Raw genomic sequence first — 22971 nt, 5'->3', positions numbered from 1 at the left:
TGCTTCGAAAAGGGGTGATTGTTTAATATTTTGATCAGCGTTTTATGAATTCCTTAAACCTTTTGATACATGCAGTGTAGAATTGTCAGCATAGGTAACGAACTGCTGATTGGCGATACCGTAAATACGAATGCCAGCTGGTTAGGCGATGTGCTTACCGAGGCCGGTATTGAGGTGACGCATGTTTATACCATTGGGGATGATTTGCAGATCATGAAAGAAGTGCTTGAAGAATCGCTTTCCGCTTCCGATCTGGTCATCACAACTGGGGGATTGGGGCCTACTCATGATGATATCACCAAGCAGGCTGTAACCGAACTTTTTGATTGTGAGCTTGTTTTGGATGAATCGGTACTCAAATTCATTAAAAAAGTATTTAAAAAGCGTAATATCCCTTTTAGTCAGTCGAATTACCATCAGGCCGAAGTGCCGGATTGCTGTGAGGTATTTTTTAATACGCAGGGTACAGCACCAGGCATGTGGTTCGATAGGGATGGGGTAAAGCTGGCGGTACTGCCGGGGGTACCCCACGAAATGAAGCATCTGGTGAATGAAAAAGTGTTGCCCAGGATTCGCAAGATTAATGGAGAAACGGAGTTTCGCCGCTCTCATTATATTACTACGGCTGGCATTGGTGAAAGTACACTTAGTGATGAGATTATTGGTTCGCTGGATGACGTCCTGCCTGACCATGTAAGTGTAGCCTATCTACCAAGTACACAGGGTACGCGTATCCGTATAAGTGCCTTCGGTCGATCCGATAAGGAGATTGATGACCGTATTGGTATAGTCATTAGTCACATCAAGAAGAAGGCTGGTAAATACATTATTGGAGAGGGCAAGGATTGGAATTTGTCGCAATCTGTTGGAGAATTGCTGGTTGAAAAAGGGCTCACAATAAGTGTCGCTGAGAGTTGTACCGGCGGACATATTGCCAATGCTATAACCGACGTGCCGGGCAGTAGTCGATATATGCTGGGCGGCCTTATTGCGTATGCCAACAGCGTCAAAGTTAATCAGCTTGGGGTTTTATCGGATGATTTAGAGAGCCAGGGTGCGGTAAGTAAAGTGGTGGCGCTGCAAATGGCAAAAGGCGTAGCTGAGCGTTTGGGTGCCGATATTGGTATCTCCACAACGGGGGTGGCCGGACCCGGAGGAGGAACGAAGGAAAAGCCGGTCGGTACAGTTTGGATTGGATGTTGGAGCAGTAAAGAACATTTTGCAATCAGGGCACGATTTACCAATGATCGACTCATCAATAAAGAACGCTCGTCGGCCGTTGCCTTAGAGATAGTCCGCCGCTCCATTTTGGGAATAGATGAAATGCCATACGGATTTAAAAAACAGTCTGCTTGAAATCATTACGTATTACATATCTTATTTGTTTGCTGCTGGGGTTTTCCTCAGTGGGTATGGCGCAGGTGGATACCACAGCTGTAGATTCGGTAGCCTTGGATTCGACAGTCATTGACACGCTTTTTTTATTTAGTCCAGAGTACACCTTTCCTGCTGATACAGTAGCTCTTAGTACAACCGCTACGGATACCCTATTTTTATTTCCACCCACCTTTTCTGCTGCCAACGATACTATAGAGATAGGAGAAGAGAAGGAACAGCTTGTGGAGATACAACCATGGGACTTTCGTGCGCCAACGGGAGCTAAAAAGGCAGCAACTGATAGTACCTTGCGATGGCAAAACTGGCCGGACTGGACGTATAAACTAAATCGTGAACCCGGGATTATAAGTTATCGGCTGGGGACCAGCTACCGATCGAATGCCGTGCAGCGTAATGCGCATGAGCCGCGTTATCAGCAGTTATATTGGGAGGATATTTCACTTAATGACCCGGTTTCGGGAACGGTAAATTGGGGAATTATTCCACAGAGTAAGGTTTCGGCGTTTTATGAGCGTGATGTGGGTACAATCCATCGATCTCGGTATTTTAATCACCAATATTACATCAATAAGCCACTGTCGAGGTTAATATACAGCGAAAGTAAGTTTAACCATCGCAACCTTGAGTTTGAAGTGAGCCATAATTTGTCCCAGCGTACTAATATTGAACTGAGCTATTGGGATCGACGCACAGGGGGTGAATATGATAATTCTCAAACTACCGGTCGACAAATTTATGCCAAAGCCAGTCATCATTTGGGGAACAACCAGTATTTGAAATTAAACTACGTTACTAATAGTGATGATGTGAGTCTACCATTTGGATACAACATTCCCAACCATTTTGCCTACAACTTTGATCGTTATACGACCTCTCCTAATCAACCATCTGCAGTTTCTGAGAAGAGCACCAGTATATTGGCTTTGAACTACTATCAACGCAAGGCTGATTCAACGGAAACCAACGATCACTTCCGGGTGGGATTATTTCGTAAAGCCAATGAACGCTTGATAGATGTAACAAACGACACCACCGGGTATAGCTTATCATCGTATGGTGCAAATATTCGTAAATGGTGGCAGTGGGGCGGGCTGGAGTTGGAAGGGGGAGCTAATGGCCAGTACTTTTTAAACAATACGCCCACACAACGAAGTTTCTTCGCTGATAACTGGGGCACAGCCAGGGTTGATGGTAGCTTGAGTATTGATGTGATTCCATTTTTAAGCCTGATTGGCGATGCTGAATTTCAAATTAGAAGCGATGGGTTTCAGTCTTATTTGCTGAATGGGGAAGGAGAAATGTTTATAGGCGATTTTCTGCTTTCAGCCGGACTCTCATCGGGATCGGTAATGCCTACGCCGCAACAGCTGTATTGGGATTCCCAGAATTTAAATGGTAACCCAGACTTACAAAATGAAAAAGTGCAGGAGGTTCGCGGGGAGCTTAAATATCATATTACTCCTGATACTAAAATTGGCGTTCGCGGGCAGCATAAAGATATTACCGATGGCATTATGATGTCGGATAGTTTGTTTGCAAATGTTGATAGCTATGCCTCGCAGTCGGCTACGGCCTTTTTCGAATGGAATTTGACCCATTTTGAATTTGAAGGATCAACGATTTTCCATCGCTTTGCAGACAGTTATCTTTCGCCGACGGGAACTATTCCTATGCAGCCACAGGAACGTTTGTGGTTAAAAGGTAGTGCGTATTGGAAGGGCTATCTTTTTGATCGTGCTACGTATGTAAAAGCGGGTGTTTCCGGGATGGCGTCGCCATTTCGGTACCAGGCCGATCACTATAATCCTACATTAAATTTTTGGCAACCGCTGAGTGCTGATCAGCAGTTGCCGATGTATAATCGATTAGATGTAGATATATCGGCACGGGTGCGGTCAATTATGTTTATTTTGCGATGGGAAAATGTGCTTGACGATGTTAGTCAACTCGGCTACTTTGAGACTGCTCAATATCCCATGTCGCAACGGCGATTTATTTTTAGCGTACGGGCACTTTTTAGAAATTAAAATTGACTTTACAGCATGAGTTTAGGTTATGTAGTTAAAGAAGGTATTGCCGGAATAAGTCGTGCACGTCTGGCAGCATTTACATCCATGTTCTCACTGTTCATTGCAGTTTTGCTGTTGGGATTGTTGGCTCGATTGGGATACAATGGCTATGAGGTTGCCCAATCGCTTAAACAGTCGATTGATGTAGAGGTTTTTTTGGTAGATCTTGATGATCGTACTACCAATGAACTGTCTCGGGAGTTTGAACAGCAACAACTGGTTCAGGAGGTTACCTACATTTCGAAAGACAGTGCTGCGGCAATTTTTGAAAATGAATTTGGCGCGGCGGGGAGTTCATTAGCTGATCTAAAATTTTTGCCTGCTTCCTTTAAGCTCAATATCGATCCCGATGCTGATGTATCGCAAGTGGATTCGCTGGTTGGTGAAATTCAGGAATATCGCGGTGTGGATGAGGTACAGTTTAATCAGCAATTGCTCAAACGTATAGAATCAAACTTTGAGACAGCAGCAATGGTTGGTGGTGGTTTGGGCGTTTTAATTTTGCTTGCCTCGATGATTTTGGTTTTTAACACAATTCGGTTGACGATCTATGCCAAACGTGATCTTATTAAAGCAATGAAATTGGTAGGAGCGACCAATGGATTTATTCGTCGACCCTTTGTTGTAGAAGGCGTTTTGCAGGGGCTTATTGCAGGCTTGCTTGCTGTGGGAGTAATGTTTGGCGCATTCCATTATATTCTACCCGAATATATACCCCAGTTGGGAATACTTGAATGGCCATTTGGTCGCTGGTATTACCTTTGCGGAGCGATGTTGTTGCTGGCAGTGTTTATGGGTTTTTGGGGCAGCCAGTGGGCTGCGCGGAAGTTTATTAAAGAAACTTCTATTTCAGAGTAGAGAATAGAAAGTAGGTGGTTTGGATTCAGTTAACTGCTGCAGATCAATAAAAAATCCTGCTCGGCATTTAACCGAACAGGATTCATTTATGGCCTTATTTATTATCTAGTCCCAATCATATTGGGGATTCCCCCAACTGTTAGTAAGACCATCGAAGTGGGTAATCCTTACAATTTTTTTAGAATTTTATTAAAAGCGTTGGGAGAGAAATTGATCCACCCATGTTGATGCTACTAATTTTCAAAGTTATAAACTTGAATTAGGAGGGGAAGAAAACGTTGAAGTAAATAATCCTACTTTCGCTTATCTTTAATATATACCGCTTTCGATTGCCCTTCACCTGTTGAGCGTTCTTCAATCTGAAAGAGATTTATAGCTTTCACAAGGTTGCTTAGCTTACGGTATCCATAATTACGTGGATCAAATTCGGGAGACTGTTTGGCGATATAACTGCCTGCTTGGCCCAGATGTGCCCAGCCACTTTCATCAGAAGAAGCTTCAATGGCATTCCGCATCAAATTAACGAGCTTCGTATCTTGTTTTAGTTCGTTGGTACTCATACGGTGGATAGAGGATTCTTCGGTAGTTTCTTCCTCACTTCGCAGCACTTCGGTATAGATAAACTTATCACAAGCCGCTACAAAAGGATCAGGCGTTTTCTGTTCGCCAAATCCGTATACAACAAGTCCTTCTTCACGAATACGGGCAGCCAGCTTAGTAAAATCACTATCGCTTGATACAATGCAGAAGCCATCAAACTGGCCAGTGTATAGCAGATCCATAGCATCAATAATCATGGCGCTGTCGGTGGCATTTTTGCCAGTGGTGTAGCCAAATTGTTGTATGGGCTGAATGGAGTGATCGAGGAGGTGTTCTTTCCAGCCGCGGAGTTTGGTGGAAGTCCAGTCGCCGTAAATGCGTTTAACATTCGCTGTACCATATTTGGCAATTTCAGCTAAAAGTCCCTCAACAATGGCAGGTTGAGCGTTATCGGCATCGACGAGCACCGCTAATTTGTGGGAAGTTTCTTGATCCATATTTCATATTACATTCAATTAAAGTGATAAGGGCATTAATTTACGATATTAACGCTTAACTCCAAGAGGAGAGCCCATTGTATAGCTGAAGTTGTATCCATGGGATTGTTTGCAATTACCTATTCAAGGGCAAAATCAGCTATCGCTCCGCGACCAACTTTTGATTAAATCATGCACAACATTTTTTTCGAAAATTAACAGTAAGTCCTTTTGAACGGGATTTGGAGAGGGTTGGACGTCAATATTTAACATTGGCTTAACAAAAGACTCTAAATTTTAAAATACATTTAAACATCAAATTTCAGCGCACAAAATCACATAAACGGTCAATTCTAAATTATTGAGATAATGGTTAAAAAAATATTTGTACTTATCCTGTTCAGCGGTGTTTTCTTATATTCATGCGGATCAGGTGGATCCACAGAGCAAATCCAGATTGATGGGTCCAGCACTGTTTTTCCGTTAACCGAAGCCATTGCAGAAGAGTATAGAAGTGAGGCTCCCAATGTTCGTGTTACGGTTGGTCGCTCAGGAACAGGTGGGGGATTCCAAAAGTTTATCCGTGGAGATATTGATATTAATAATGCCTCCCGTGAGATAAAAGAAAGTGAAGTGGAGGTGGCGCGTGAGAATGGCATAGAATTCCTTGAGCTTTCTGTGGCTTATGATGGTTTGTCGGTTGTTGTGCATCCCGATAACGACTGGGTGGATTATATAACGGTTGAGGAGCTTAGAAAAATTTGGGAGCCCGAAGCACAGGGTGAGATAATGAATTGGAGTGATGTGCGCGAAGAATGGCCCGATCGTCCCATTAATTTGTATGGCCCTGGAACGGCATCAGGAACCTATGATTATTTTACAGAAGCTATTGTAGGTGAAAGTGGAGCAAGTCGAGGCGATTTTACGGCAAGTGAAGATGATAATGTGTTGGTACAGGGGGTGAGTACTGATCAGAATGCTCTTGGCTTTTTTGGTTTGGCATATTACGAGGAAAACACAGAGAAGTTGAAAGTTGTGCCTGTAAAGAATGGTGACAAAGATCCAGTTGAGCCTACCGTTCAGACGGTATCCAACAACACTTATACACCGCTTTCCCGACCACTTTTTATTTACGTTACGGATAAGGCCGCTCAACAATCGACGACTAAAGATTTTGTTAACTTCTACTTAAATAATGCCTCTAACGTTACTCGTTCGGTGGGATATGTTGCAATGCCTGACTCTCTTTACCAGAAAGAGCTAAACAAGTTCGAAAAATTTAGCGCTCAATCAGTTAGCGATACAACTGTAGCCGAATAATTGTTGATTGTTGCCAGGCAAATCTGGCAACAGTTTTAAAATCCTACTTAGTCAGGTATGCGAGTACAAGAAAAGATCATTGAAAAAATTCTGGCCTTATGTGCCATTATTACCATACTTACGACGCTTGGAATTATCTTGATTCTGGCTGTTGAGGCGGTAAGCTTTTTTGGCGAAGTAAGTATGGTCGAATTTTTTACTTCAACAGAGTGGACTCCGCTTTTTACGCAAAAGAGTTATGGAATACTCCCACTGCTGTCGGGGACGGCATTAACAACCTTGATTGCAATTGCAGTGGCATTGCCGGTGGGTATTATTATCGCGGTTTATCTAAATGAATATGCCACCGATCGGATGCGCCGGATTTTAAAGCCCCTGTTAGAAGTTTTGGCGGTAGTTCCTACAGTTGTATACGGTTTTTTTGCGCTGATGATAGTGACGCCATTTTTAAAGATGTTTATCCCCGGCATATCGGGATTTAATGCCCTTTCGCCCGGTCTCGTTATGGGGATTATGATTATCCCCTTTGTATCTTCACTCAGTGAAGATGCGTTGAGCTCAGTTCCCGATTCACTGCGTCAGGCATCTTTTGGGATGGGATCGACAAAGTTTCAGACTGCTTTCCGCGTGATGGTTCCGGCCGCCTCATCAGGGATTATTGTCTCGGCTATCTTGGCGCTTTCTCGAGCCGTAGGCGAAACAATGATTGTAGCTATTGCAGCAGGTATGCAGCCGCGCTTTTCGTTTGATCCCACCGTGCCCATACAAACGATAACCTCCTATATTGTTCAGGTAAGTATGGGAGACGTTCCACACGGATCAATAGCATACCAGACTATTTTTGCGGCCGGTATTACGCTCTTTGTGTTCACTTTTATCCTGAACAATATTAGCTATTGGATCAAATCAAGATATCAGGAGAAATATGAATAACGCTCAGAAAAGCAGACTGTTAGATAAAGGTTTTCGTTACCTCGGTATCGGCATCACGATTTTGTGCCTGTTGGTATTGGCAATCTTCGTGGGATTTGTGATTTATATGGGGATTGAGCGACTCAGTTGGGATTTTTTGATCAGTTTGCCGTCCCGTTTTGCTGAACAATCCGGTATTTATACGGCTTGGATTGGTACCGTTTGGGTATTGGTATTTACAACGATTATTTCATTTCCACTGGGAGTTGGCGCGGGCATTTATTTAGAAGAATATGGCAAAAAAAGTCGACTCGCTACCTTCCTGGAAATTAATATAGCGAACCTGGCAGGAGTGCCTTCTATTATTTATGGTTTGCTCGGACTCGAAGTGTTTGTCCGCATGATGAAGATGGGCAACAGCATTTTAGCTGGTTCGCTTACGTTGGCGCTGTTGATTTTGCCGATCATTATTGTATCAACCCGAGAATCACTCCGTGCGGTTCCAAGCACGGTTCGGGATGCCTCGAATGCACTTGGGGCATCAAAATGGCAGACAATTTGGCATCAGATATTGCCAGCTTCTTTTGGCGGTATATTGACGGGGGTTATTCTGGCGCTATCGCGAGCAGTAGGTGAAACGGCGCCGCTGATTGTGGTAGGTGCACTGGCGTATGTTCCATTTGCGCCAGCGGGACCATTGGACGAATTTACCGTGCTGCCCATACAGATTTTCAATTGGGTTTCACGTCCGCAAGAAGAGTTTTTGATTAATGCTGCGGCAGCAATTATCGTATTATTGTTGATAACGTTTGCGATGAATGGTATTGCGGTTTACCTGCGTAATAAGTGGCAACGTAAAGTAAACTGGTAGACCTCATTTATTTTTAATTCGATCACTATGATAATGGATTCAGATACAACACAGAGTAAAAAGCCAAGGACATCACAAGTAGAAACGAAGCCGAAGCTGAACTCAAAAAATCAGTCATTTAAGCTACAGGCCAAAAATGTGGATGTGTTTTATGATGATTTTAAGGCCATTGATAATATCAGTCTTGATGTTATAGAGCAATCCATCACCGCTTTTATTGGACCGTCGGGTTGTGGTAAGTCTACCTTTTTGAGGTTGTTTAATCGTATGAACGACAACATTGATGGCTTTCACATGAATGGAAATATTCTGATGGATGGCAAGAATATTTATGATCCCTCAATTAGGGTTGAGGAGTTGAGAAAGACGGTAGGAATGGTTTTTCAAAAGCCCAATCCATTTCCAAAATCTATTTTTGAAAATGTGGCTTATGGCTTGCGCATACAGGGCATCAAGGATGAAGAATTTATTGAGAATCGCGTTATTGAATCTTTAAAACAAGCCACGTTGTATAGCGAGGTAGATGATAATCTTGATAAACAGGCGTTGGCATTATCTGGTGGACAGCAGCAGCGACTTTGTATTGCCCGGGCCTTGGCGGTGAAACCATCGGTATTACTAATGGATGAACCTACTTCGGCGCTCGATCCTATTTCATCCGGAAAAATTGAGGATTTGATTCACGAGTTAAAGAAAGAATTTACTATTGTGATTGTTACTCACAATATGCAGCAGGCGGCGCGAGTAAGTGATAATACCGCTTTCTTGTATATGGGCAATTTGGTAGAATACGGTGATACACAGAAAATATTTACGAACCCTGAGAAAGATCGCACGCAGAATTATATCACCGGTCGGTTCGGATAGCATCAGTACACAAAGTTTCCAAAAAATATATTATAAATATGGCACCACAACATTTAGATAGCGAGCTCAAATTGTTAAAAGATAATGTGCTTGAGCTGATGTTTTTGGTCAAGAATCAGCTCGAAAAGGGACAGAGAGCACTTGATAATTTTGATGAAGAGCTGGCTCACGAAATAATGGCTAACGAAAAAAGAGTGGACAGCCTTGAGTTGACCATTGATCGTGATTGCGAAAATCTATTGGCTCTTCATAATCCCGTTGCCGTGGATTTACGTTTTGTGATGGCGGCATTTAAAATTAATTCTGACTTAGAACGCATTGGTGATCATGCAAACAGTATTGCTAAGTATATTGTAGATTTCGGGCGTAAAATTGATGAGGATACGCTCAAAAAGATGCGTTTAGATGAAATGTATAATACATCAAATAAGATGGTGAGCAACGTTTTTAACGCCTTTATAACTGAGAATACCGATTTGGCTCGAAAAGTTTTTCGTCTGGATGAAACGCTCAATGAAATAAACAGGGATGTGTCAGAAGCAACCACAGACCTTATTAAAGAGAATATTGATCAGACCCAAAATTACCTGTACTTGTTTTCTATTATTCGAAAGCTGGAGCGGGTAGGAGACCTCACTAAAAATATTGCCGAAGAACTCATCTTCTTTATTGAAGCCAAAGTGCTTAAGCACAAGAAGATGAAATCAAAAAATGGTGACAACGGCAATTCTCAATAGGATTTTTTATTATAATTTACTGGGATTTACCTGCAGTTTTTTCTTCTAAGTAAGCACCTTATACCTGCAGCTTTTTTAAAAAAGATCAGATCAGCACACTAAAAAAAATAAATCTATGGGTTACCGTATATCAGTTATAGGGATACTATTGTTATGTTTGTATGCTATGCCGACGGCTGCTCAAGTCTCTGTTAGCGAAGATGCTACACTCAGTGGCAAAGTGTACAGCGATTATTATTGGATGGCACAGCATCATAACGAAAATATTGAAGGGAAAAACGGTTTTTGGTTTCGTCGTATTTATGCGACGTATAACCATGATTTAAACGAGTCATTTTCGACCCAGTTGCGACTTGAGATGAATTCGTCCGGTGACTTTGTAACCAACACTGAGATGACCCCTACCGTTAAAGATGCCTACCTAAAATGGTCGAATGGTACGCACGAAATTTATGCAGGAATCTCTGGGACCCCCATGTTTGGGCTTACCGAAGATGTATGGGGCTATCGTTCGGTAGAGAAGTCTCCACAGGACCTGTATGATTTTAGCAGCTCCCGTGATTTTGGCTTGGCGGCCAAAGGGAAGTTGGGATCAGCTGAAAAAGTCCAATATCACTTGTCTTTAGGCAACGGTAATAGTAATCGTCCCGATATTGATAAAGGGAAGAAAGTAAGTTTATCCATGGCATATTATTTTACGGATAAACTGGTGGTCGAGGGATATACCGACTATAATAGTCAGACTAATAGGGCTGACAGTTATAGTGCTCAGGTGTTTGGGGGGTATCAATCCGATGATTTAAATATTGGTGCCTTATATTCCAATCAGTACCATGAAGGTACTCTTGGAGGGCGTTCGCGAAATCTGGATTTAGTATCAGTATTCTCGAACTTCTCGATCACCGAAAAAGCCAAAGGATACCTGCGGGTTGATCACCTTTTTGATGGATACCAGGGAGGGAGGAATAATTCATATATCCCATTTGCTGAAGAAGTTGAGTCGACCTTTATGGTTGCCGGAGCCGACTTTCTGCTTGCAGAAAAAATCCATCTGATGCCCAACGTTGAGGCTGTTGTGTATGGCGAAAATGCGCAGGGTTTATCACCTGATACTGATATCATCCCACGAATGACGCTTTATTGGGAGTTTTAGACAGTCGGGAGAATAGTTATTCGGTCATTATCAAAAGTCTGTAAAGCTGATTACATTACCCGGTTGAATAATTGTTAACTAAAAAGCTGAAAAGTGGGTTCAGAAGTTACCTTAAAAAATATTGCTGATGCATTGGGCGTTTCGGCTATGACCGTTTCTCGTGCTTTAAATGATCGGGATAACGTAGATGAGAAAACCAAAGAACGAGTGCGTAAAAAAGCACGCAGTATGGGATATACCCCTAATCGTGTTGCCAAAAGTTTGGTATCTCGTAAAACGCATACCATTGGGGTTGTCATTCCCGAGATTACACACGCCTTTTTTCCTGAAGTTGTCCGGGGTATCGAAGAAGTAGCCTATAATTCTGATTATCAACTTTTTCTAACCAACGCCAACGAACAGTTTGATCGCGAAAAAGAGGCGATTGAGACACTGCGGGCACAACGTGTGGATGGGTTACTTGTCTCATCATCACTGACAGAGGAGGACTATGTGTTTTACGAAAGTATTATTGAAGGAGGAGCGAAGGTGGTGTTCTTTGACCGCTGTATTGAGGATATTGGTGCCAGCTGCGTGAGCGTTAATGATCGTGAAAGTGCAAAAGAAATTACTGAACATTTAATTGTCGAGCATAGTTACACAGATATTGCCCACTTAAGTGGACCGCAAAAAGTCTCCATTGGAAAAGAACGGTTGGAGGGTTTCAAAGAGGCCCATAAAGCTCACGATTTATCCATCAATGAAGAATTTATTGTACAGGCCGGATTTAAAGAGAACACCGGTTACGAAGCCATGGTGAGACTTTTGGAACAGCATGAAGGTAATTTGCCACAAGCTATAGTGGCTGTTAATGATCCTACGGCGATTGGTGCTATTAAAGCACTTAAAGAATATGGTCTGCGTATTCCAGAAGATATTGCTATTGTTGGTTTTACTGATGATATACGTTCGCCATTGCTGGAAGTACCCTTAACAACTGTTCATCAGCCTGCATATGAAATGGGAGAGCGAGCTGCAGAAAAATTGATACAGGTTATTGAAAATGATGATCTGTCAGTTGAAAAAATTGAGGTACCAACTTCGCTCAAGATACGCTCTTCATGTGGATGCAATTCTACAGACTGAGTTCTGTTAAAAACTGTAATTTGATCAATTTTATTTGATTACAATTACCATAACTGTATATTTTTGTTATTGATGTTATCGATAACATTAAATTAGTTATGGGTTGCTTATTCCAACCTTTTAGCGATGCTTGTTGAAGCAGCCTATGTTTAGACTCTCGAAAATGCTGATAACTATAATAATATTTTCAACCAGAATGCACATGTAGATGGATATCCTGCCACCAAAGAAGGTCAGTGTGATTTTATGGTCGATCTCACCAATGAAATTATAGCCGGTGGAGGAACCGGTATCATGTATTGGGAGCCAGCCTGGATTACTTCTGATATGAAAGATCGCTGGGGTACGGGATCATCATGGGAAAATAATGCTCTTTTTGATTTTGAAGGGAATGTCCACGAGGGCATTGAGTTTTTGCAGCATGAATATGAATACAATTAATGGTTTTATGATATCAACAATATTAAAGAGGTACTTCGTATTTGTTATTCCATTGTTAATTCTTATTGGATGTGGCTCCAAAAACAAAGCATCAGAATTTACAGACCATACCACGCTTAATTTTAATAGTGATTGGCAGTTTGTCCGCGATGCGGGTACTACAGTAACGGACGAGCTTTTTAGCAAGCAGAGCGAACTTGCCTGGGAAGAAGTGGCGCTGCCGCATACCGCACACATCGAGTCGTTGGTCATTGAAGATCAGCAGTGGCAGGGCACGGCTTTTTATCGAAAGTTCTTTGAGATTAATTCTGAAAACAGAGAAAAGCAGATTGTCATTAAATTTGGCGCAGCCATGCACGAAGCTGACGTATACCTCAACGGAGAAAAGCTGATTAATCATAAAGGTGGCTACCTGCCTTTTCTGGTAGATATCACTGATTACGTGCAGTTTGATCAGGAAAATGTGCTGCTGGTAAAGCTCAATAACGAGGATAATCCGACTATCCCGCCCGGGAAACCCATCGAGAATCTGGATTTCAACTATTTTAGCGGACTCTATCGTAACGCTTATTTACTGATGGATGACAAGCTACATATCTCCGATCCCATTGCCGCTGATCGCGTAGCTCGTGGTGGAATCTTGATTAGAACCGAAGAGCTCACGGATGAATCTGCAACCGTATCTATACAGACAGATATTGTTAACAACGATGAAGGTGTGCAGTCAGGAGCTGTTCGATTAGTCCTTCGTGATTTAGAAGGTAACGTTGTGGCCGAGGATCAGACATCCCGAGAAGAAATTTCAGCAGGCACTTATCATCAATTTGATCAACAGTTTACCATTTCCAATCCCAACCCATGGTCGCCCGATAATCCTTATTTGTATATGTTAACGGTAGAGCTATACAAGGATGGCGAAGTGGTTGATACCAAGCAGGAGAAGGTGGGCATCCGAACGTTTGGTTTTAACGAGGATAACCAGTTCCTACTAAACGGAGAAGTGTTGCGGCTGCGTGGGACAAATCGGCATCAATCGTATCCATACATTGGTTATGCGCTGTCGGATAATGCCCAATACCGCGATGCTTACAAGATAAAAGAGGCTGGGTTTAATTTTATTCGCACGGCTCACTATCCACCGTCGCCTGCTTTTTTAGATGCGGCCGATAAGCTGGGATTATTGTTCATGAACGCCATTCCCGGCTGGCAGTTTTTCGGGAATGAAGAATTCCAGCAACTTGCATATCGCGATATACGTCAGATGATTCGCCGCGATCGTAATCATCCCAGCATTGTTCTTTGGGAAGCCTCGCTCAACGAATCTGATATGCCGGAGGCTTTTATGGATAGTGCTCATGCGATTGTCCATGATGAGCTACCATACCAAAATACGTACTCTACCGGTTGGATGGATTACGCTTATGATGTGTTTATTCCGGCACGTCAACATGCTGATCCACCAGAATACTGGAACAACTACAAAACGGATAAACCCTACTTTATTGCCGAATATGGCGACTGGGAATATTATGCTCATAACGCTGGATTTAATCAGGATGAGTTTGAGGATTTGACGGAAGACGCCCGAAATTCGCGTCAGCTGCGCGGTGATGGGCAAAAGCGTTTGGCTCAACAGGCTTTGAATTTTCAAGAAGCCCATAACAGCAATCGAAAGGGCAATTCTTTTGGGGATGCTAATTGGGTGATGTTTGATTACAATCGCGGATATGCCGATAACTTAGAAGCTTCGGGCATTCGTGATATTTTTCGTATTCCAAAGTTTACTTATTACTTCTATCGTAGTCAGGCCGGACCAAATTTGGAGTCCGACGCCAAGTTTGGAAAGCCGATGGTCTACATAGCCAATTTTTGGTCGGATAAAAATTTTACCACTGCCAAAGTATACAGCAATAGTGAAGAAGTAGAGCTGTTTTTGAATGGAGAGTCATTGGGACGTCAATCGCCCGACAGTAATCGGGTGGCTAGTTATTTGAATAATCCGCCCTTTACGTTTGAGCTGGATGAATTTGAGCCCGGAACACTTCGGGCGGTCGGCTATATTGATGGGGAGGAGGTCGCAGCCCACGCTCAAACTACTCCCGGTGAACCCGCTGCTATTGATTTGGAGATAGATCTTAGCAATAAACCACTCGAAGCCGGACAAAAAGACGTGGTATTTGTCTATGCTTCGATTGTGGATGAAAATGGAACCGTAATTCCCGATGCCGAGCACGATATTTCATTTACTGTAGAAGGCGTAGAATTGGTAGGCGATAATCCTATCAACGCCGAAGCCGGCATTGCTACCATTTTACTGCGAGCTGGCGATAAATCCGGATCAGTAACTATTACTGCAACAAACGAGGAATTAGAACAGGCAACTAAGCAGGTAGAAATAGAATGATTATTTAGATAGCCTACTTAAACGCGTGTCACCCTGAATTTATTTCAGGGTCTATTACAACAGATGCTGAAACGAGTTCCATATGACATACAGTGTTTGGTTTAAAAAGGGACAACAATAAAAAGAATAGTTAAACCATATCGTGATGAAGACATTTCTTACTAAAATTATTGGATTTTGTATTCTGTTCTTTGCGGGAGTTAGCCATAGTGTTGCCCAAGACTCCACCAAGCCTAAAGGCACCGTCGATATTACCTATGCCGTTGGGGCCGACATGTCATTTCTAAAAAGCGCCGAAGATAACGGTAAGAAATTCAAAGACAACGGTGAAGTAAAACCCGGACTCGATATTTTTAAATCCCATGGCTACAACTGGATACGCCTGCGTCTGTTTCATTCTCCCGATGAGTTGCCCAATGATTTAGACTATACCATCGAGTTAGCCCAAGAGGCCCAAAAACGAGGATACAAATTTCTGCTCGACTATCACTACGCCGATAGCTGGGCCGATCCGGGAAAGCAGCCTATACCCGAAGCTTGGAAGGACTTATCAGTAGATGTATTGGCCGATTCTGTCTATCAGTACACCAAAAATACGATTGAGGCTTTTCGGGAGGCTGGTGTTATGCCCGAGATGGTTCAGATTGGGAATGAAACGCGCAATGGCATGTTGTGGCCTACGGGAAAACTGCCCGATAATTGGGACAATTTTGCCAAGTTGGTGAAGGCTGGTGTTGATGGTGTGGATGCCGGACGAGGACAGGCCGCACGTCCGTTGATTATGATTCACTACGATCAGGGTGCAGACACGGATGGCACTAAAAAGTATTACGACAGATTTAATTCCTACAATATTCCCTACGACATTATTGGGCTTTCATACTACCCATGGTGGCATGGGAATCTGTTGGAGTTACGCCAAAATTTATTATCGCTGGTAAAAAACTTCACAAAAGATATTATTCTTGTAGAAACAGCCTATCATTGGCAGCCATCAGAGTATGAAGATACGATTGCACCGTATCCCGAAACACCAGCCGGGCAGCGAGAGTTTTTAGAATCCGTAAATGAAACATTGCTCAATATTTCATCCCCAAAAATAAAAGGGATTTTTTGGTGGGAACCGGCCGTAGAAGGTGGGTTGGGTGCTCGAAGTTATTTCGATGACGAGGGCAATGCTTTACCGGTAATGAATGTGTTTGATAAATATCGGCTGGGCCAAAAAGAAGAGCAGGGAATACCCGATTAGAAGAAGTTGATAAAAGATCAGATTAATAACGTTGTTAAGATACTGTTTAATTATTGTTAGTTATTTAGAAATGTTTTTCTACTAAATTTTAAGTCTCAATGGTAATAGATATTCATATTTGTGAGTTTAAATGTAACACTTAAACCTATTTGTCAGCCGGCTTATAAAATAGGGAAGAAAGTCGCCCAGAAGCTGGTCAAAACGATTGTGGATCCCGAAGAAACTGACGACATCGAAATGTTCACTATGCTGAAGGTAAGGCAATCGTGTGAGGAGGATGAAAATGAAATATAAGGCCTTTCTTCTGTTTATCGTACTGGGTCTATTTAGCTGTAATATTTCAATCGGACAAGATAGAGATTCAACCAAAGAATACAGGCAGTATATTCCTATTGATAAAGGCTGGGCTAAAAATTCAATAAATACAGTAATCTTTCGTGAGAAAAGTGTGTTTAGCCGTAATGGCAGCCAATATGTTGCTTATTATGATTCTGTCGGACAAATAATTGTAGCCAAACGGACGCTTGGTACAGAAAACTGGGAGATATACCCTACCCGATTTCATGCTGATGTAAAAGATGCTCATAATTCTATTAGTTTGACTGTTGATGGTCGCGGAATTATACATTTGGCTTGGGGAATGCATGGCGATGAACTCAAATATGCCAAGAGTAAAAGCACAGATAGCTTATCATTTTCTTCTGTAACATCTATGACGGGAAAGCATGAAGATGCTGTTACATATCCACGTTTTTATAATCTGTGGAATGGTGACTTGCTGTTTTTGTATAGATATGGTGAGTCGGGTAGTGGTGATATAATGCTTAATCGTTATGATACCGATTCTCGCATGTGGAATATCGTACAGCATCCGTTGATATCGGGAGAGGGAGAACGTAATGCATATATGAACTCATTAGCCATTGATGACAAAGGAGGATGGCATATTTCATGGACCTGGCGCGAATCTTGGGATGTAGCTACAAATCATGATATCATGTACGCCTATTCGCCGAATGAAGGAGGTGAGTGGTTGGACTCAAAAAGGAATACGTACGAATTACCCATTGATAGTTCAAATGCTGAAGTAGTTCATAATATTCCCCAAGGGAGTGAACTAATTAATCAAACTTCTATGACTATTAATAGTGATGGAGAACCGGTAATTGCAACCTATTGGAAACCCAAAGATCAAGAAGTTCCCCAATTCTATATCGTGTGGAATGACAATGGGGAGTGGAAGATGGAGCAAGTTGGAAAGCGTACGCTTGATTTTTCACTTAATGGAGGTGGTACCAAGCGCATTCCTATATCAAGACCACAAATTATAGCGGGATCGCAAAAAGATCTTTACTTAATTTTTCGTGATTTTGAACGAGGAGGTGGGATTTCTATAGCGGTATCAAAAGATCCAGAATATAAACAATGGGAAATTGAAAATATTTATCAGAAGTCTATAGGGTTGTGGGAACCGAATTATGATTCACAGGTATGGAAGACCCAAAAAGAACTCCATTTATTTGGACAGTTTGTGGGACAGGGAGATGCTGAAGAAGTAGAAGAAGTTAAGCCTCAATCCATTTTTATTTATAAGTGGATTCCTTTTTTGTATAGAGATTAGGTTTAATTAAAATAATCAAGCAGAAGCGTCTGAAAAGTTTATTGCAACTGGATAGAATATTTTTCAATATAAACAGCAGCGATGATATCGCTAACATAGCTAATAGTCGCACACAATTATGTATTATACGTAATCTGACTTGGAGGATGCTAACCAAACCCATGAGCTTCCTGATCGTGACATAATTACTGTTAACATTGATCATAAATAATGGGGAGGGAATGATAGCTTGAGTCAAAATTCTTATCCACTAATCACCATATTAGTTAAGGGGTCAGTTATATAGCTATAGTTTTTTAATTCGTCCTATTTTGGGCGACTATGATACGTTTACCAAGATATATCAAAAAAATAATCCGTGGTAATACAAGATTGGTTCAATTGAAAATGCTAATGATAGTTGTTTAAATAACATGAAAAATTTTATTGTCTTTGTTTCAATTCTGTTGATATGGGTGGGGTGTCAGAAATCCGGAGAATCAGAAAAAGAGTTAGAGGAATTAATAGAACATTCTCTGGAAACGGCTGTTACACAATATAAAGCATTGCATGAAGCTGTACCTGAGGATCGCTCACCACAGACCATTGTTTCAACGACTAACGACTCCCTGGTTACCAGTGAATCAGACTGGTGGGTGAGTGGTTTTTTCCCGGGCAGTCTGTGGTATTTATCTGAGTTCTCAGAATCCGATTCCCTGAAAAAAATTGCAAAAGAGCGTACCTGGGCAATAGAGCAAGAAAAAAATAATGCTTCGGATCATGATATTGGATTTAAGATATATTGTAGTTTTGGTAATGCTTTTCGCATAACCGGAGATTCGGCATACGCCGATGTGATGATGACGGCAGCCGAAACGCTTACCAAACGATACGACGAAGACGTGCAGGCTATTAGGTCATGGGGTGACAAGGACGATCAGGAAGGTCCTTATCAAGTTATTATTGACAATATGATGAACCTGGAACTTCTGTTCTGGGCTACCGGGTATAGCGGAGATTCAACATACGCTGATATTGCTATCAATCATGCTGATAAAACCTTAGAACATCATTTTCGTGATGATGGAAGCAGTTATCATGTCGTTGACTATGATCCTCAAACAGGCGAAGTGCTTGAAAAAAGAACCGCACAGGGTTATGCTGATTCATCTGCATGGGCCAGAGGACAGGCCTGGGGGCTCTACGGTTATACAATGGCTTATCGGGAAACAGGCTTTGATCGCTATTTAAAAAAAGCGAAAGAAATAGCAGATTTTTTGCTTGATCATCCCCGGCTGCCTGATGATAACATTCCGTATTGGGATTTTGATGCTCCTAAACAGGGGGGAGAGAAATTACGTGATGCTTCTGCTGGAGCAATAATGGCTTCCGCTTTACTGGAATTAAGTAATTATGCTGGAAATGAAAAAGAAGTAACTTATTACAAGAATGCAGAACAAATTGTTCAGAGCTTATCACAAGCCCCCTATCGTTCAAAAGTAGGAGAAAATGCTAATTTCTTGCTACAACACAGTGTAGGTAATATGCCCCAGGGTGGTGAGATAGATGTTCCCTTAACTTATGCTGACTATTATTATTTAGAGGCGATGAAAAGATTATTTGAATACAGATAAAAGGGATTCTCTTTACTGGAAACTCGGGGCAGCCTTATCATAGGGTTTCCGGAAAGTAATTCCAGTTTTACTATCGATGTGATAGAAAATTTTCACCTCAATTAATTTTTGTTTGATAAGTAATTCATTTTTCACCAAGTTAAAAGCACAATGTTAGCGATAACATTAGATTGATTGCCTTAATTTAAAATTGGCAAAATGATCAGCATAATTAATAGGGATACTTTATTATGAAACTAAGATACACTTTGCGGATTCTTTTTATTCTGGTGTTTGTAACCGGTTACAGTATAGCTGAAGCTCAAAATAATACGGTTTCAGGTACAGTAACTGATGTAGAAACTGGTGAGGTTTTACCCGGTGTAAACATTTCAGTTCAAGGTACTAAAGCTGGTACGAGCACTGACAGGGATGGTCAATATGAGTTAACGATTGATGACCTGGAAGGGACGTTGGTTTTTTCTTTTATAGGATATAAGCAAAAACAAGTACCCATTGATGGGCAGACAACGATTGATGTTGAATTAAATCCTACAACTATTTCTGGGGGGGATATAGTTGTAGTTGGCTATGGTACACAGGAAGAGGCTACTGTAACTGGATCGGTATCTTCTGTTCAAGGGGCTGATTTAGAAAAAACGCCTACCGCAAATCTTTCGAATACGTTTGCGGGAAGAACACCGGGAATTATTGCAAATAGTAGGTCAGGAGAGCCAGGTTATGATGGATCAACGCTTAGAATTAGAGGATCTGCTACTTTAAATAATAATGATCCTTTGATTGTGGTAGATGGGGTACCGAGTCAGATTGGTGGTTTAGACCGCTTAGATCCGAGTAATATTGAAAGTGTATCTGTTCTGAAAGACGCATCAGCTGCTATTTATGGATCAAGAGCTGCAAATGGCGTTATTCTGGTTACTACTAAACGTGGGCAAGAAGGAGATATCCAGGCGGAATATTCATTTAACCAAGGATTTTCCATGCCGACAAGAGTTCCAGAAATGGCTAATTCAGCTGAGTATGCTACAATAGCAAATGAAATAAGTTACTATAATAATCCCAATGGTGGATTGAATCAACGATATACAGCAGAAGAAATTGAACTGTTCCGTAGTGGGAGTGATCCACTTAATTATCCCAATACTGATTGGTTGGAAGAAACTTTGAAACCAGTAACAATGCAGAATAGACATAATCTTGCAGTTTCTGGTGGTAATGAAAATGTACAGTATCGGGTTTCAGCTGGTTTCTTAAACCAAGATGGATTATATGAAAATGGGGTAACTAATTATAAGCAGTATAATGTTCGTTCAAATGTAGATGCCGAGGTGAACGACAATCTTGATTTAGGACTAACATTATCTGGACGTCAAGAAGACCGTATTTATCCTCAGTCTCCGGCATCAAGTATTTTCAGATCAGCTTATAGAGCTTATCCAACAGTAAATGCGTATTACCCAGAAAATGATCTCCCATCTTACGGTATAGAGGGCAGTAACCCGGTTATGATGGTTACAGATGCAGGAGGGACTACTAAGAATCCCAGTTATGTTCTAAATGGGAAATTAAACGGTACTTATGAATTGCCTTTTGTTGATGGAATCTATTTGGATGGATTCCTTTCAGCTGACAAAGAATTCAATATTAATAAATCTTTTGCCAAACCTTATACGATATATCAATACGAAGAGCAATCCGGTGATTTTAATGAAGAAATTGTGGGAGGAAGTAGTCCTAACCTTACTGAGTCGCAGGATAATACCTCGTTAGTAACAGCAAATATCAAATTAAATTTTGAGCAGGAGATCGCTGGTTATCATAATATCGAGGGTTTTGTAGGATACGAACAAAGTATCTATGAAACAGACAATTTTAGTGCTACCAGGTTAAATTTTCCAACTTCAGTTTTGCCAGAGCTTTCCCAGGGTGGATCAGCGGCAGAGGACGCCTCAAATGAAGGATCAAGCTATAGAGAAACCAGGAGAAATTATTTGGGTCGTTTAAGCTATAATTACCAGAGTAAGTATATGATGGAGCTACAATTTAGATATGATGGCTCTTCAATCTTTCCCGAAGGTCAACGATATGGTTTCTTTCCAAGCGTATCTGCAGGATGGAGAATTTCCTCAGAACCCTGGTTTTCAGAAAATGTTTCTTTTGTTGACGACTTGAAAATAAGAGCTTCTTATGGAGAAGTTGGAAGTGATAGGGTACCTGCTTTCCAATATTTTAACAATTATACCTTAGATAATAGGTATGCAACCGGTCAAAGTATTAAAACCAGTGCTTACTTAACAAAGTTGGAGAATTCAAATATTACATGGGAGGTCTCAAGAAAAGCTGATATAGCAATTGAAGCTGTTTTATTTGAAAATTTAACTTTTGAGACAACAGTTTTTCATGAAAAAAGAGAGAATATTCTTACTTCCAGAAGTGGTTCTATACCACAAGTTACAGGTATTGTCAATCCATATGATAGTGAACCATTAGTCCCAGATGAAAATATTGGTGAAGTAGAAAATCAAGGTATAGAAGGACAGGTTCAGTATGAAGGAGGCTTTTCTAATGAATTCCAATATACAATTGGTGGTAATATCACTTATGCCAGAAATAAAGTCATTTTTATGGATGAAGCGCCAAATACATTGGACTACCAGAGTCAAACCGGAAAACCACTGGGTAGCCAGTTGTTATATAGAGCAATTGGAATCTTTGAAGATGAGGAGGCTTTGGAAAATTATCCCCATGTTTCAGGCGCACAACCGGGAGATCTAATTTATGAAGATTATGATGGTGATGGTGAAATCACTGCAGATGATCGTGTTCGTGTAGATCGAAGTGATTCTCCTGAAATTATTTATGGATTTAATGTAGGAGCAAACTGGAAAAACTTTGATCTCTCAGTTTTATTTCAAGGACAAGCCAGAGTTGCTCAGTATATCTTACCTGAATCGGGAGATGTCGGCAACTTTCCTAATTATTGGGCCGAAAATAGATGGCGCCCCAATGATCATAGTGGAACTTATCCCCGTGTTACTACCAGGGCATCCTCTTCTATTAGTGGAGGAAATTATCCCAGTACTTTTTGGCTGAGAAATAGTGCCTTCTTGAGACTTAAAAATGTAGAGTTGGGGTATAATATTAGCCCCGATTTATTACCGGGAGTAAATTGGAGAGGAGGACGTGTCTATATTAGTGGATATAACCTCTTGACGTTTACACCAGCTAAAGGATTTGATCCTGAAGGCTCAAGTGGGAGTGGCCAATTTTACCCACAGCAAAGAATATTTAATGTAGGCTTCAGTCTGAAATTTTAA

17 protein-coding genes and 1 pseudogene are annotated in these 22971 nt (G+C 41.4%); 17 read left to right on the top strand and 1 reads right to left on the bottom strand.

Annotated features, from left to right (window positions below):
• Positions 1–69: 69 nt before the first annotated feature.
• Genes AAFH98_RS12395 through AAFH98_RS12385 form a run of 3 tightly spaced genes read left to right on the top strand, consistent with a single transcriptional unit; the run spans position 70 to position 4325 of the window.
• Positions 70–1356 carry a competence/damage-inducible protein A gene (locus tag AAFH98_RS12395; RefSeq protein WP_342523035.1) on the top strand — a complete coding sequence of 429 codons (1287 nt, stop codon included), beginning with the start codon at positions 70–72 and terminating at the stop codon, positions 1354–1356.
• Positions 1353–3425, top strand: a complete 2073-nt coding sequence (locus tag AAFH98_RS12390; protein ID WP_342523034.1) for a putative porin — start codon at positions 1353–1355, stop codon at positions 3423–3425. The genes AAFH98_RS12395 and AAFH98_RS12390 overlap by 4 nt, the downstream gene beginning before the upstream one ends.
• Positions 3426–3440: 15 nt before the next feature.
• A complete protein-coding gene (locus tag AAFH98_RS12385) occupies positions 3441–4325 on the top strand; it encodes a cell division protein FtsX (protein WP_342523033.1) in 885 nt (294 codons plus the stop codon).
• Between the two features lie 293 nt (positions 4326–4618).
• Here the strand turns inward: AAFH98_RS12385 and AAFH98_RS12380 are convergent, their stop codons facing one another.
• Positions 4619–5362: an NYN domain-containing protein gene (locus AAFH98_RS12380; RefSeq protein ID WP_342523032.1), complete on the bottom strand. Its 744-nt coding sequence runs from the start codon at positions 5360–5362 to the stop codon at positions 4619–4621.
• Between the two features lie 348 nt (positions 5363–5710).
• Between AAFH98_RS12380 and AAFH98_RS12375 the strand changes: the two genes are divergently transcribed.
• The 14 genes and pseudogenes from AAFH98_RS12375 (at position 5711) to AAFH98_RS12310 (ending at position 22971) form a co-directional block, all read left to right on the top strand.
• Positions 5711–6661 (top strand): PstS family phosphate ABC transporter substrate-binding protein, encoded by a 951-nt coding sequence (locus AAFH98_RS12375; RefSeq protein ID WP_342523031.1) that lies wholly within the window; start codon positions 5711–5713, stop codon positions 6659–6661.
• A gap of 57 nt (positions 6662–6718) precedes the next feature.
• Positions 6719–7594: a phosphate ABC transporter permease subunit PstC gene (gene pstC / locus AAFH98_RS12370; protein WP_342523030.1), complete on the top strand. Its 876-nt coding sequence runs from the start codon at positions 6719–6721 to the stop codon at positions 7592–7594.
• Positions 7587–8444: a phosphate ABC transporter permease PstA gene (gene pstA / locus AAFH98_RS12365; protein ID WP_342523029.1), complete on the top strand. Its 858-nt coding sequence runs from the start codon at positions 7587–7589 to the stop codon at positions 8442–8444. The genes pstC and pstA overlap by 8 nt, the downstream gene beginning before the upstream one ends.
• Positions 8445–8477: 33 nt before the next feature.
• A complete protein-coding gene (pstB, locus tag AAFH98_RS12360) occupies positions 8478–9311 on the top strand; it encodes a phosphate ABC transporter ATP-binding protein PstB (RefSeq protein WP_342523028.1) in 834 nt (277 codons plus the stop codon).
• Positions 9312–9349: 38 nt separating this feature from the next.
• Positions 9350–10048, top strand: coding sequence for a phosphate signaling complex protein PhoU (gene phoU / locus AAFH98_RS12355; protein WP_342523027.1), 699 nt, complete (start codon positions 9350–9352; stop codon positions 10046–10048).
• Between the two features lie 115 nt (positions 10049–10163).
• Positions 10164–11201, top strand: a complete 1038-nt coding sequence (locus AAFH98_RS12350) for a hypothetical protein (protein WP_342523026.1) — start codon at positions 10164–10166, stop codon at positions 11199–11201.
• 93 nt (positions 11202–11294) lie between these two features.
• Positions 11295–12326: a LacI family DNA-binding transcriptional regulator gene (locus AAFH98_RS12345; RefSeq protein ID WP_342523025.1), complete on the top strand. Its 1032-nt coding sequence runs from the start codon at positions 11295–11297 to the stop codon at positions 12324–12326.
• A 165-nt stretch (positions 12327–12491) separates the two neighbouring features.
• Positions 12492–12767, top strand: a pseudogene (locus AAFH98_RS12340) (glycosyl hydrolase 53 family protein); the annotation flags it as partial.
• Between the two features lie 7 nt (positions 12768–12774).
• Entirely contained in the window at positions 12775–15171 is a 2397-nt protein-coding gene (locus AAFH98_RS12335; protein ID WP_342523024.1) for a glycoside hydrolase family 2 protein, read from the top strand.
• Positions 15172–15316: 145 nt separating this feature from the next.
• Positions 15317–16420: a glycoside hydrolase family 53 protein gene (locus AAFH98_RS12330; protein ID WP_342523023.1), complete on the top strand. Its 1104-nt coding sequence runs from the start codon at positions 15317–15319 to the stop codon at positions 16418–16420.
• 120 nt (positions 16421–16540) lie between these two features.
• On the top strand, positions 16541–16714 hold the full coding sequence (locus AAFH98_RS12325) for a hypothetical protein (protein WP_342523022.1): 174 nt from the start codon (positions 16541–16543) through the stop codon (positions 16712–16714).
• Complete coding sequence (locus AAFH98_RS12320; RefSeq protein ID WP_342523021.1) at positions 16704–18041, top strand: BNR repeat-containing protein; 1338 nt, start codon at positions 16704–16706, stop codon at positions 18039–18041. Before AAFH98_RS12325 ends, AAFH98_RS12320 begins: the two co-directional genes overlap by 11 nt.
• A 413-nt stretch (positions 18042–18454) precedes the next feature.
• Positions 18455–19654, top strand: a complete 1200-nt coding sequence (locus tag AAFH98_RS12315) for a glycoside hydrolase family 88 protein (protein ID WP_342523020.1) — start codon at positions 18455–18457, stop codon at positions 19652–19654.
• A gap of 230 nt (positions 19655–19884) precedes the next feature.
• A complete protein-coding gene (locus AAFH98_RS12310) occupies positions 19885–22971 on the top strand; it encodes a SusC/RagA family TonB-linked outer membrane protein (RefSeq protein ID WP_342523019.1) in 3087 nt (1028 codons plus the stop codon).

This window comes from Fodinibius sp. Rm-B-1B1-1, assembly GCF_038594945.1.
Lineage (GTDB): Bacteria > Bacteroidota > Rhodothermia > Balneolales > Balneolaceae > Fodinibius > Fodinibius alkaliphilus.
This window is presented reverse-complemented; position numbering and strand designations above follow the sequence as displayed.